Origin of the sequence: Streptomyces venezuelae, assembly GCF_008642275.1 — a bacterium.
In the GTDB taxonomy this organism is placed as follows: domain Bacteria; phylum Actinomycetota; class Actinomycetes; order Streptomycetales; family Streptomycetaceae; genus Streptomyces; species Streptomyces venezuelae_E.
Genome location: NZ_CP029189.1, coordinates 2,650,108 through 2,662,684, shown reverse-complemented (window position 1 = coordinate 2,662,684; position 12,577 = coordinate 2,650,108). Strand labels below are relative to the sequence as shown.

Below are 12,577 nucleotides of genomic sequence, written 5' to 3'. Positions count from 1 at the left end.
AATCAGTCCTCGCGGCGGCCCCGGTTTCCGGGCCGGCGGGCCACCCAGGCGCGCACGGTATCGGCGTACCAGTAGGGCTTGCCCCCTTCCACGTGGTCGGGCGTGGGCAGCAGCCCGTGCTTGCGGTAGGAGCGCACGGTGTCCGGCTGGACCCGGATGTGAGCAGCGATCTCCTTGTACGACCACAGCTGTCGGTCGCTCATGCTGGACACCTCCTTGTCCACGGCGCGGGGCCGGCCGGGAGGCCGTCGGGGGAGCCGACGCGTGGACGCTGACGATCACTCGGGTTGTGCCCGGGGAACGACGCGCAGTGACGACAGGGGAGCGGCTGTCGACTTCCTGTGACGGAAGACCCGCGTAATGCGGACATGCGTGACAGAAGGGGGACCCCTGTGACAAGAGGGTCACAGGGGTCAGGTGAGGAGTTGGCGGGGCGTCAGCGGTACAGGGCCGGGCGCTCCGCCAGGTCCACGACGGCCCGTACACCGTCGCGCGCCGCCGTGAGGCCCGCCTCGGAGACGGCGGCCGCCGCGTAGCCGTCATAGGCGTCGGGCCCCGCCACGCGGCCGCGCGCGGCCGCGGCCACCCAGCTCCGCAGCTGGCGGTCGTACGCATCGGCGAAGCGCACCGTGAAGTCCTGGTCGATGGCGCCGCCCCACCGGCCCGCCGACTGCACCACCATCGCGTGCCCGTCACCGATCCGGGCACTGCCCGCCTCGCCGACCGCCTCGCACTGCACCTGGTAGCCGAAACCGCAGTTGACGAAGATCTCCACGTCGACGACGGCCCCGCCCGAGGTCTCCAGCAGCACCAGCCGGGGATCGCTCAGCCCCTCGGGAGCGGCCGCCGTGGGCCGCGGCGAGAGCACGCTGACGGCGGTGATCTCCTGCCCCAGCAGCCAGCGGGCCGCGTCCACCTCGTGCACCACCGAGTCGCTGATCAGCATGTCGCTGGTGAAGAACGACGGCGAGGAGGCGTTGCGGTGCCGGCAGTGCAGGAAGAGCGGGCGCCCGATCCCGCCCGCGTCCAGCAGCTCCTTCAGCCGGGCGTACTCGGCGTCGTACCGCCGCATGAACCCGACCTGCACCAGGCGCCGCCCCAGCCGCTGTTCGGCCTCCATCACGCGCAGCGCACCCGCGGGATCCGGCGTCAGCGGCTTCTCGCACAGCACCGGCAGCTCCCGCTCCAGGGCGTGCAGGATCGCCTCCTCGTGGGCGGGTCCGGGCGAGGCGATCAGCACCGCCTGGACCCCGGGCGCGGCTATCGCGGCCGCCGGGTCGGTGTGCGCCGTCGCCCCGTCCACAGTGCCCGCGACCTCCTTGACCCGGTCGCCGTCCGGGTCGGCCACGGCCACCACCCGGGCCCCGCCCACCGTCCGCCCGATCCGGCGTACGTGGTCGGCGCCCATCTTCCCGGTGCCGATGACGGCGATGCCGAGCGTGCTCATGTCGTACTCCTCTTCCTTCCGAAGGGTCAGCGGGCGCCGCAGGAACGGAGGTAGGCGCGGGTCCGCCGGGCGATCGGCAGCGGCCGGTCCGGCGGACAGGGGTACATGTCCTGCTCCACGATGGCGAACAGGTCCACGTCCAGGCGCTGGGCCGCCGCGAGCACCGGTTCCAGCGCGGGCACCCCCGAGGGCGGTTCGCACATCACCCCACGCCCAACGGCCGGCCCGAAGGGCAGCTCCGCGGCCATGACTTCGGCGAGGATCCGCGGATCCACCTGCTTGAGGTGGAGGTAGCCGATCCGCTCGCCGAAGGTCTCCACGGCCTGCACGCTGTCCCCGCCGCAGTACGCGTAGTGCCCCGTGTCCAGGCACAGGGAGACGAGTTCGGGGTCGGTGGCGTCCAGGAAGCGGGCCACGTTCTCCGGGGTGTCGATGTGGGTGTCGGCGTGCGGGTGGACGACGATCCGCAGCCCGTACCGGTCCCGTACCTCCCGGCCGAGGCGCTCGGTCTGCGAGGTCAGTTCACGCCATTGGGCGGCCGTCAGGGTGCGGTCCTCCCGTACCTCCCCGGTCTTGTCGTCCCGCCAGAAGGACGGGATGACGACGAGATGGGCCGCGCCCATCGCCCGGGTCAGGGCCGCGATCCGCGACACGTGCTCCCAGGTGTCCTCCCACACGGCGGGCCCGTGATGGAGTCCGGTGAAGACGGTTCCGGCCGAGACGCGCAGTCCGCGCTTGGCCGTTTCCTCGGCGAGGCGGGCGGGATCGGTGGGCAGATAGCCGTAGGGGCCGAGTTCGATCCACTCGTACCCGGCGTCGGCCACCTCGTCGAGGAAGCGTTCCCACGGGGTCTGCCGGGGGTCGTCGGGAAACCAGACACCCCAGGAGTCCGGAGCCGAACCGATGCGGATACGGGTCAACGCGGGCGGGGAGGACGTCATAGCGGCCACCTTAGGGTGGAGGACCAACAGGAGGACTGACTGTGACCGGCACCGGCGATCCCTTCGCGTTCGACCTGATCACGATGGGCCGGATCGGGGTGGATCTCTACCCGTTGGCGACGGGCGTACCACTGGCCGAGGCCGAGACCTTCGGCAAGTTCCTGGGCGGCTCCCCGTCCAACGTGGCCGTCGCCGCGGCCCGGCTGGGGCGCCGGGTGGCGGTGATCACCCGTACCGGAGCGGACCCCTTCGGCGGGTATCTGCGCTCCGAACTGCGGGGGTTCGGGGTGGACGACCGGTGGGTCGCCGAGGTCCCGGGGCTGCCGACCCCCATCACCTTCTGCGAGATCTTCCCGCCGGACCGCTTCCCGCTGTACTTCTACCGGCTGCCGAAGGCACCGGACCTGGAGATCGCGGCCGAGGAGGTGGACCTGGCGGCGGTACGGGCGGCCCGCGTGTTCTGGATGACGGGCACGGGCCTGAGCGAGGAGCCCTCGCGGGAGGCGACCCTGGCGGCGCTGGAGGCCCGCGCGCGGACCGGCACGACGGTGTTCGACCTGGACTGGCGGCCGATGCTGTGGCGGGAGAAACCCGGGCCGTACTACGAGCGGGCGCTGCGGTCCGCGACGGTGGCCGTGGGGAACACGGAGGAGTGCGAGATCGCCACGGGCGAGTCGGATCCCCACGCGGCGGCGCGGGCGCTGCTCGCGGCGGGCGTGGAACTGGCGGTGGTCAAGCGCGGCCCCGAGGGCGTGCTGGCGGTCCACCGCGACGGCACCGTGGCGGAGGTCGCCCCCGTGCCGGTGGACGTGGTCAACGGGCTCGGCGCGGGCGACGCGTTCGGCGGGGCGCTGTGCCACGGACTGCTGGCGGGGTGGGAACCGGAGCGGGTGATGCGGTACGCGAACGCGGCCGGGGCGATCGTCGCCTCACGGCTGGCGTGTTCGAGCGCGATGCCGTTCGCTCACGAGGTGGAGGAGGTGCTCGGACGTGCCGGTGGTGTCTGAGTGGGGGATGGAGTGGACGAGGCTGATGGTCCTCGACCTGGCCCCGGGCGAGGCCCACGCACACGCGTCCGGGCCGTGCGAATGGATCGTGCTCCCGCTCTCGGGCGCCTGCGAGGTCCGCTGCCGGGCACTGCCCGACCCGGCCTCGCAGGCGTCCGAGGCGCGGGGTCCGGGACAGAGCCCCGGGGACGGGCCGGAGGTGTTCCAACTGCACGGCCGGACCGGGGTCTTCAGCGGCACCACCGACTTCGTCTACCTGCCGCGGGACGCGGACGCGGAGATCCGGTCGGCCGCCGGCGGGCACTTCGCCCTCGCCGGAGCCCGCTGCGAGCGGCGGCTCCCCGCCCGGTACGGCCCCGCCGCGCAGGTCCCCGTAGAGCTCCGCGGCGCAGGCCACTGCTCCCGCCAGGTCAACAACTTCGCCGCCGCCGGCACCTTCCCCGCCGACCGCCTCATCGCCGTCGAGGTGCTCACCCCCGGCGGGAACTGGTCCTCGTACCCGCCCCACAAGCACGACGAGCACCACCCCGGCGAGGAGTCCCGCCTGGAGGAGATCTACTACTTCGAGATCGCCCCGCACGGGGACACCCCCGGGCTCGGCTACCAGCGGGTCACCCCCTCCCCGGCCGGGAAGACCGACGTCCTCACCGAGGTGCGGACCGGGGACGCGGTGCTCATCCCCGACGGCTGGCACGGGCCGTCCATGGCCGCCCCCGGGCACGACATGTACTACCTGAACGTGATGGCCGGACCGGGCAGGACCCGGGAGTGGCTGATCCGGGACCACCCCGACCACGGCTGGATCCGCGGCACCTGGGACGGCCAGGACATCGACCCCCGGCTGCCCTTCCCCGGCCCGTCCCGATCCCGGACGGAGGACCACCGGTGAGGCTCACCGTCGCGCAGGCGCTCGTCCGCTTCCTGTCCCGCCAGTACACCGAACGCGACGGACACCGGAGCCGGCTGATCGCCGCCACCTGGGGGATCTTCGGACACGGGAACGTGGCGGGCATCGGCCAGGCCCTCCTGGAGACCGGCCCCGAGGTCATGCCCTTCCTCCAGGGCCGCAACGAGCAGGCCATGGTGCACGCCGCCGTCGGATACGCCCGCCAGCGCGGTCGCCTCTCCGCGCACGCCGTCACCACCTCCATCGGGCCCGGCGCCACCAACCTCGTCACCGGCGCCGCCCTCGCCACCGTCAACCGGATCCCGGTGCTCCTGCTGCCCGGCGACACCTTCGCCACCCGGCCCGCCGACCCCGTGCTCCAGCAGCTGGAGGTCCCGTACGCCGGGGACCTCTCCGTCAACGACACCCTGCGCCCCGTCTCCCGCCACTTCGACCGGATCACCCGCCCCGAGGCCCTGATCCCGGCCGCCCTCCAGGCCGTACGGGTGCTCACCGACCCCGTGCAGACTGGCGCCGTCACCCTCGCGCTGCCGCAGGACGTACAGGCGCAGGCGTACGACTGGCCCGAGGAGTTCTTCGCCGAGCGCGTGTGGGGCGTGCGCCGGCCCCGGCCGGACCGGCACGAGCTGGCCCGCGCCGCCCAGGCCGTACGCGGCTCCGCGCGCCCGCTGATCGTCGCCGGCGGCGGGATCCGGCACAGCGAGGCCAGTGCGGCCCTGGCCGCCCTCGCCGAGGCCACGGGGATCCCGGTGGCCGTCACCCAGGCGGGCAAGGGCGTCCTGCCCCACGGGCACCCCGCCGACGTGGGCGGAATCGGCCACACCGGGACCTCCACCGCCGCCGCGCTCGCCCGGGAGGCCGATCTCGTCATCGCCGCCGGGACCCGGCTGACCGACTTCACCACCGCGTCCGCGACCCTCTTCCAGAACCCGGCCGTCCGGTTCGTCGGCCTCAACCTGGACCCGTACGACGCCCACAAACTCGCCGCCCTGCCCCTGGTCGCCGACGCCCGCGAAGCGCTCGACGAGCTGCGGGGCGCCCTCGCCGGCCACCGCACGGACCCGGCGTACCGGAGCGCGTACGCGGCGGAGCGGGCCCGCTGGGAGAGCCGCGTCGAGCGGGCCTACGCCGTCCCTGACGCGGACGAGGACGCCCCGCCCACCCAGGCCCAGGTACTCGGGCTGCTCGACGCCCTCGTCGACGGCACCGACATCCTGATCAACGCGGCCGGCTCCCTCCCCGGAGACCTGCACAAGCTGTGGCGGGCCCGGTCGCAGGACCAGTACCACGTGGAGTACGGCTACTCCTGCATGGGCTACGAGATCCCCGCGGCCATCGGGGTGGCGCTGGCCGCCCCCGGCCGGCCGGTGTGGGCGCTGGTCGGCGACGGGACGTACCTGATGAACCCGACCGAGATCGTCACGGCCGTCCAGGAGCGCCTCCCGATCAGGGTGGTGATCCTCGACAACCACGGCTACGCCTCCATCGGCGGCCTGTCGGGGGCGGTGGGCGGCGAGGGCTTCGGCACCGCGTACCGCTTCCGGGCGGCCGACTCCGGATACACGGGGGACCCCCTTCCGGTGGACCTCGCGGCCAACGCGGGCTCCCTCGGAATGGCCGTTATCCGCGCCCGCACCACGCGTGACCTGCGCGAAGCCCTCGCCGAGGCACGCAGCGCGACCCGGCCCACATGTGTCTACGTACAGACCCGAACGCCCGACACTGTGTCGGGCCCACCCCCGGCACAGGCGTGGTGGGATGTTCCTGTGGCCGAGACCGCGACCCGCAAGGCCGCTGCGACGGCCCGGGAAGAGTACGACCGGCAAGCCGCGCAGCGACGTCGCCATCTGTGAAGGAGCAAAAGGCATGAAGACCGTCAACCACTGGATCGGTGGCAAGACCGTCGAGGGCGCGTCGGGCAACTACGGCCCGGTCACCGACCCGGCCACCGGCGAGGTCACCACGCAGGTCGCGCTCGCCTCGGCCGACGAGGTCGACGCGGCCGTACAGGTCGCCAGGGAGGCCTACCTCAGCTGGGGCCAGTCCTCGCTGGCCGCCCGCACCAAGGTGCTGTTCGCCTACCGCGCCCTGCTGGACGCCAACCGCGACGCCATCGCCGCCCTGATCACCGCCGAGCACGGCAAGGTCCACTCGGACGCGCTGGGCGAGGTCGCCCGCGGCCTGGAGATCGTGGAGCTGGCCTGCGGCATCACCACGCAGCTCAAGGGCGAGCTGTCCACGTCGGTCTCCAGCCGGGTGGACGTCTCCTCGATCCGCCAGCCGCTGGGCGTCGTCGCGGGCATCACCCCGTTCAACTTCCCGGCGATGGTCCCGATGTGGATGTTCCCGCTGGCCGTGGCCTGCGGAAACACCTTCATCCTCAAGCCGAGCGAGAAGGACCCGTCCGCCGCCAACAAGCTCGCCGAGCTGGCCACCGAGGCCGGCCTCCCGGCGGGCGTGCTGAACGTGGTCCATGGCGACAAGGTGGCCGTCGACGCGCTGCTCGCCCACCCCGGCATCGCGGCCGTCTCCTTCGTCGGCTCCACCCCGATCGCCCGCCACATCCACACGACCGCCTCGGCCAACGGCAAGCGCGTCCAGGCCCTGGGCGGCGCCAAGAACCACATGCTGGTGCTGCCGGACGCCGACCTGGACGCCGCCGCCGACGCGGCCGTCTCCGCGGCCTACGGCTCGGCCGGTGAGCGCTGCATGGCGATCTCCGCCGTGGTGGCCGTCGGCGCGATCGGCGACGAGCTCGTCGAGAAGATCCGCGAGCGCGCCGAGAAGATCAAGATCGGCCCCGGCAACGACCCGACCTCCGAGATGGGCCCGCTGATCACCGCCGCCCACCGCGACAAGGTCGCCTCGTACGTCAAGGGTGCGGCCGACCAGGGTGCGGAGGTCGTCCTCGACGGCACCGGCTTCACGGTCGAGGGCAACGAGAACGGCCACTGGATCGGCCTGTCCCTGCTGGACCACGTGAAGACCGACTCCGACGCCTACCGCGACGAGATCTTCGGCCCGGTCCTGTGCGTGCTGCGCGCCGAGACCTACGAGGAGGGCGTCGCCCTCATCAACGCCTCGCCGTTCGGCAACGGCACCGCGATCTTCACCCGTGACGGCGGCGCCGCCCGCCGCTTCCAGCTGGAGATCGAGGCCGGCATGGTCGGCGTCAACGTCCCGATCCCGGTGCCGGTGGGCTACCACTCCTTCGGTGGCTGGAAGGACTCCCTCTTCGGGGACCACCACATCTACGGCAACGACGGCATCCACTTCTACACCCGCGGCAAGGTCGTCACGACCCGCTGGCCGGACCCCTCCGAGGGCCACGTCGGCGTGGACCTGGGCTTCCCCCGCAACCACTGACCCACCCCACCTCCAGCAGCCCCCGGCCCCCTTCCCCCGGCCGGGGGCCGCTGCCGCTGCGTCCCGTCTACGCTGACCGGTATGGCAGAAATCCCGTCGCCAGACGTCCTGTTGGCTCGCCTGGCGGAGCACCGAGGCCTGAGCATCGAGGACCTGTCCCGCCTGGCCGCCGTCCCGGAGGCCGGGCTCCGGGCCGTGCTCGACGGCGCGGCGCCGGACCCGTCGCTGCTGAAGCGCCTCGCCCCCGTACTCCAGCTGCACGTCGAGGACCTGTTCGTCATCGCCTCCGTGCCCCTGCCGCAGGAGATGACGCCGCTGGACCCGGCCGCCGGGGGAGAGGCGGCCCTTCTCGCCAAGAACGCCATCGGTCTGCCGCGCCAGGACCGGGAGCGGCTGCGCCGGATCGCTGCTGCACTGCCGCAGCAGGACCGCACCCGGCCGACCCCGGAACCGCCCGCGTACATGACGTACCCGCCGGGTCCCGGCGGACTGGTCATGCGCCTGCTCGCCAACCGGAACCTGGGGTGGTCGGCCGGAGCGCAGACCTTCCTGTCCCTCACCGGCCGGTACTGGTCCGCGGCCACGTACGGGCAGGTGGGCCACGGCGAGGTGGAGCTGACCCCCGACCTCCAGGCCGACTACGCGACCGTGCTCGGCATCCGCGCCGACGACCTCTCGGTACTGACCGGCATCGGCCTGCCCGACGGACACCGTCCGCCGCCCCGGGCCGCCGTCGAGGTGGCCGGTCTGGTTCGGGGCGTCCGGCGGCTCACCCGGCACCAAGTCCGGGAGTTGGCCGACACCGCGGAGCACGAGCTGCGGGTGCCCTGACCGGTCAGGGCGTTCGGGCCAGGTCCGGTACGGGGTGGGGCTGTTCGCCCGCCGGGCGGCGACGGCGGCGCAGTACCCACACCGTGGCGCCCGCGCCCGCCAGTACCAGGAGCAGGCCCACGGCCGGCCAGGGCACCGCGACGAAGTCGGTCCCGGCCTGCGAGACCAGATCCGGGTGGGCCGCCGCGCCCGCCGTGACCTTGACGGTCACCCAGTCGGACTGGGGAGCGTCCGGCCACGGTTCGGTCAGCTCGATCCGCTGGCCCGGCAGGAGGGACAGCTTCAGCTCGCGCGCGGGCCGGTCCAGCACCTCCCGCCCGAACAACCCCTCCGCGGACAGCGCCACCGTGGGCTCGACCACCACGTTGCCCCGGTTGACCAGCGCGTACGAGACCGTGGCACGGGCGTCGCGCACCCACGGCAGCAGCGGCGCCGAGCGGCTGACCCGTACGTCCTCCACGCTCAGCCCCGCCGTGACCGGACCCGGCACCCTGAAGTACAGCCGGGCGCCCACCGAGCGCTTCACCCCGACCTGGACCTTGCCCTCCTGCTGCACGCCCTCCACGGCGGTGCCCAGGGCGACGATCCCGCCGACGTGGTCTCCGGGCGTCGCGTCCGCCGGGACCTTCACGGTGAACGGGACGTCCTTGCGGCCCTTGGCGGGCACGGTGACGGTCCTCGCGGTCTCCGGGGCCAAGGTGACCCACGCCCCGACGTCCTTCGGCCTCGTCTCCACCGGCAGCAGCGCGAAGGCGCCGCCCGCCGGGGTGTTCACGGCGTCGGTGGCGAAGACCTGGAACGTCAGCTCCTTGTCGGAGGAGTTCACGATCGTCGCGCTGTCGTTCAGCGTGCTCCCGGCCGCACCCTGGAGGAAGAAGTACGCGCGGTCGGTCATCGCCGCACCGGCCGCGGGCGTCGGGAACACCCCCCACGTGCCGTTGTCCGCGGCCCTCGCCACGGCGGTCGGCAGCAGGCCCGCGCCGCCGAGCAGCAGGCCGAGGAGCAGACCGTACAAGAGGGTGCGGGTGCGGCCACGGGTGCGGCTGCGGCTACGGCTGCGGGTGCGCATGGGCGGTCTCGTCTCCGGTGGGCGCGGAAAGGGGAAAGGGGTGGTGCGGCGCCGGAGCGCCGCACCACCCGGGCCGAGCGGCCGGACGGGTCAGGCGATCGAGAAGGTCACGACCGTCTGGTAGGTGTCCGCGAACATGAAGGGCGGGAGCTGGATCATCCCGGCGCCGCCGACGGCGAACTCACCGCCGGTCAGCTCGTCCCCGCCGGCGGCCTGGGAGGCCACTTTCATCGGGACGTCGGAGATGGCTCCGGGCGTGCCCGCCGTGCAGGTGCTCGGGCTGTCCGGGTTGGTCACGGTGCAGGACGGCTGGATGCCGATCTGCGCCTTCGCCATCGAGTGGCCGGTGGTCTGGTTCAGGAACGGCGTACGCGTCGCCGTCACGTCCCAGCCGAGCGAACCGCCACGGAAGTCCTGGACGGTCGCGGCGTTGAAGACGCCGACCACCGACTGGGCCTTGCCGTTGATGGTGACCGCGCCGAAGCTGACGGCCGGCTGCCCGTCCTTCGGGCCGAGGGCCAGCGGGCCGGGCAGGACCTCGACGTCGACCGGGTTCTTCACGCCGGCCTGCTCCTCCAGGAACACGAAGGCCTTGTACGGGGTGATCGAACCGTCGATCCTGATCGCGTCGGCCTTCTTGGTGACCGTGATGTTGCAGGTGGCCGCGCCGGACGCGTCGGCCGTGCCCGCACCGGTGTCACCGGTCGCCGCGCCCGCGAGCAGGGCGGAGCAGGTGACGGCACCGGCCGGGAAGTTGGCGCCGGTCACGGCGACGGCGGTGCCCGCCGGTCCGCTGTTGGGCGTCAGCTTCGTGGTGACCGGGTCCTTGGGCAGGGCCTCGACCGCGACCGAGCCGAGCGAGGCGCTCGGACGCGGCGCCGGGGTGCACGTGGTGGTGAAGACCGAACCGGAGAGGTCCGCGTCGGTCACCGCCAGGTCGAGGGCGACCTGGACGGTCGTGCCCTCGGTGCCGTCCGGGATCTTGATGGTTCCGGAGAACGCCTTGGGGTCGAGCGGCTGTCCGGCCACGACGGACACGGTCTCCGGCGGGCTGGTGACCACCTGGGTCGTGGTACCGACCTTGAGGGTGATCTTGGAGGTGTTCACCGTGGTGACGGAGAACCCGGGGATCAGGGGGCTCGCGCCCGGGTCGATCGTGATCGGGACGACGTCGCCGGCCTTGGCACCGTCGGGCAGGGTGACCGTCCAGTTCTGGTTGCCGGAACCGTCCGGCTGCGGCGCGGGGGCGTCGCAGTTCTCGAAGACGGCCGTGGTCTTGGTCGCGGCCTGCGCGGATCCCGTCAGGGCCACCACGCCGCCCGTCAGGGCCAGGGACAGGGCTCCCGTCCCGGCCAGCAGTCTTCGTCGAAGCGTTCTCGTACTCACTGGGTCGCGACTCCTTCGTCATGACGAACCCCTCCCCCCACCCGCTGTGTGGGGGAGGCCGAGCCGGTGCGGTGGCCGATATTGACGCGTCGCCGTGATGAGAAGTCAATGACTTGCTTTCGCCCGAAGCACACACAATTTGATGGGCCATCAGAGAGCGTGTGATGGCCCGTCGGATACCAACCGGTCGGGGTGGCGCGACGGGATGTCGTCTAGCGCCCCGTGGGGGTGTGGAGCAGCAGGTTCGGGGTGCCGGCCGGCAGGCCGGTGATCCGGTCGGACACGGCGCTGTGCAGCAGTTCCCGGGTCACCTGTGCCGGGGTGCGCGCCGTACCGCGCGCCAGGACGAGAGCGGCGACCCCGGCCACGTGCGGGGCGGCCATCGAGGTGCCGGAGGAGCGGGCCGTGGCGGTGGGGGAGTCCTTCCAGGCCGAGGTGATGCCCACGCCCGGAGCCGAGAGGTCCACGCAGGGGCCGTGGTTGGAGAACCGCGCCCGCCGGTCCTGGTCGTCGGTCGCACCGACCGTGATGGCCTGGGGGACGGCGGCCGGGGATCCGCCGCAGGCGTTCTTGCCGTCGTTCCCGGCGGCTGCGACGAAGGTGATGCCGGAGGCGACGGCCCGGACCACGGCCGCGTCGAGGGCGCGGCTGCGGCTGCCGCCGATGCTCATGTTGGCCACGGCGGGGGTGGCGGGAGCCCTGGCGGCGTCCCTCACCACCCAGTCGAGACCCTTGAGGATCGCCGAGAGGGGCGCCGAACCACGGCAGTCGGCCACCTTCACCCCGACGAGCGAGACCCCCTTGGCCACCCCGTACGTCTCCCCGCCCACGGTCGCCGCGACGTGCGTGCCGTGGCCGCTGCAGTCGCGGGAGCTGCCGAGGAACACCGCGTTGTAGCCGAGGCGGGCGCGGCCGCCGAACTCCCGGTGACCGGTGTTGATGCCGGTGTCGACGACGTAGACGGTGACGCCCGCGGCCCGGCCGGGGTACGTGTACGAGCCGTCCAGCGGGAGTTCGCGCTGGTCGATGCGGTCCAGGGACCAGGGCGCGGGAGCCTGCGGCCCCGACTGCGGTGCGGGGGTGGCGGGGGCGGGGGTGCCGGTGCCGGGGGTGCCGGGGGTGTCCGGGGTGGCGGTGGCTCCGGCGGCGGGGGTGCTGGGGGTGTCGGGGGTGTCGGTGGTGTGGAACTCCGTGTCCGGCTCCACGGAGGCCACCCGCGGGTCCGTGGCCAGGGCGGCGGCCCGGGCGGCCGTGGTGCGGACGGCGAAGCCGTTCAGGGCGGCGTCGTAGACGGCTCCGACCTCGTCGCCGGCGTCCGCGGCCTCGGCTGCCAGGGTGTGGGCCGGGATGCGGGAGGCGGTGTCCTTGAGGACTACGACGTACGGGGCGGTGTCCGGGCGGGGAGCGCCCGGAACCGGGCCCACCACGGCCGAAGCGGCCGTGGTGGCGGCGGTGGTGGCTGCCGCGAGGAGGGCGGCGGCGGGGAGGAGCGCGGCGAATGCGGTCATGCGGCCGATGCTCTGCGAGCGGTGCCGCAGGCGCGCGGAGGGTGCGCCGGGTGGGTGCACGACACGCCGCCGCGCGGGCGGATCCGGGCCCGGCCCGGGTGCGTACGGCCGACCG

At 73.4% G+C, this 12,577-nt stretch carries 11 protein-coding genes; 5 read left to right on the top strand and 6 right to left on the bottom strand.

Translation table 11 applies throughout. The features are described from left to right. Window positions 1-2: 2 nt before the first annotated feature. From DEJ51_RS11410 to DEJ51_RS11400, 3 genes are all read right to left on the bottom strand, one after another. Entirely contained in the window at window positions 3-203 is a 201-nt protein-coding gene (locus DEJ51_RS11410) for a helix-turn-helix transcriptional regulator (RefSeq protein ID WP_030716013.1), read from the bottom strand. A gap of 233 nt (window positions 204-436) precedes the next feature. Beyond that, window positions 437-1,447: a Gfo/Idh/MocA family protein gene (locus tag DEJ51_RS11405; protein ID WP_150257498.1), complete on the bottom strand. Its 1,011-nt coding sequence runs from the start codon at window positions 1,445-1,447 to the stop codon at window positions 437-439. 26 nt (window positions 1,448-1,473) lie between these two features. Next, on the bottom strand, window positions 1,474-2,388 hold the full coding sequence (locus DEJ51_RS11400; protein ID WP_150257497.1) for a sugar phosphate isomerase/epimerase family protein: 915 nt from the start codon (window positions 2,386-2,388) through the stop codon (window positions 1,474-1,476). 83 nt (window positions 2,389-2,471) lie between these two features. Here DEJ51_RS11400 and iolC point away from each other — a divergent pair, with 83 nt between their 5' ends. The 5 genes from iolC (at window position 2,472) to DEJ51_RS11375 (ending at window position 8,499) form a co-directional block, all read left to right on the top strand. Further along, a complete protein-coding gene (gene iolC / locus DEJ51_RS11395) occupies window positions 2,472-3,395 on the top strand; it encodes a 5-dehydro-2-deoxygluconokinase (protein ID WP_150261833.1) in 924 nt (307 codons plus the stop codon). A gap of 7 nt (window positions 3,396-3,402) precedes the next feature. Continuing rightward, window positions 3,403-4,284 carry a 5-deoxy-glucuronate isomerase gene (iolB, locus tag DEJ51_RS11390; protein WP_150261834.1) on the top strand — a complete coding sequence of 294 codons (882 nt, stop codon included), beginning with the start codon at window positions 3,403-3,405 and terminating at the stop codon, window positions 4,282-4,284. After that, entirely contained in the window at window positions 4,281-6,155 is a 1,875-nt protein-coding gene (iolD, locus tag DEJ51_RS11385) for a 3D-(3,5/4)-trihydroxycyclohexane-1,2-dione acylhydrolase (decyclizing) (protein WP_150257496.1), read from the top strand. Before iolB ends, iolD begins: the two co-directional genes overlap by 4 nt. 13 nt (window positions 6,156-6,168) lie before the next feature. Then, the gene (locus tag DEJ51_RS11380; protein ID WP_150257495.1) at window positions 6,169-7,668 is read left to right on the top strand and encodes a CoA-acylating methylmalonate-semialdehyde dehydrogenase; all 1,500 of its coding nucleotides are present in this window, start codon (window positions 6,169-6,171) and stop codon (window positions 7,666-7,668) included. A gap of 81 nt (window positions 7,669-7,749) precedes the next feature. Beyond that, window positions 7,750-8,499, top strand: coding sequence for a helix-turn-helix domain-containing protein (locus DEJ51_RS11375; protein WP_150257494.1), 750 nt, complete (start codon window positions 7,750-7,752; stop codon window positions 8,497-8,499). A gap of 4 nt (window positions 8,500-8,503) precedes the next feature. Here DEJ51_RS11375 and DEJ51_RS11370 read toward each other — a convergent pair whose 3' ends face one another. From DEJ51_RS11370 to DEJ51_RS11360, 3 genes are all read right to left on the bottom strand, one after another. Beyond that, the gene (locus tag DEJ51_RS11370) at window positions 8,504-9,568 is read right to left on the bottom strand and encodes a WxL protein peptidoglycan domain-containing protein (RefSeq protein ID WP_150257493.1); all 1,065 of its coding nucleotides are present in this window, start codon (window positions 9,566-9,568) and stop codon (window positions 8,504-8,506) included. Window positions 9,569-9,658: 90 nt separating this feature from the next. Then, window positions 9,659-10,954, bottom strand: coding sequence for a hypothetical protein (locus tag DEJ51_RS11365; protein WP_223835761.1), 1,296 nt, complete (start codon window positions 10,952-10,954; stop codon window positions 9,659-9,661). A gap of 212 nt (window positions 10,955-11,166) precedes the next feature. Further along, the gene (locus tag DEJ51_RS11360; protein ID WP_223835760.1) at window positions 11,167-12,462 is read right to left on the bottom strand and encodes a S8 family peptidase; all 1,296 of its coding nucleotides are present in this window, start codon (window positions 12,460-12,462) and stop codon (window positions 11,167-11,169) included. Window positions 12,463-12,577: the final 115 nt, after the last annotated feature.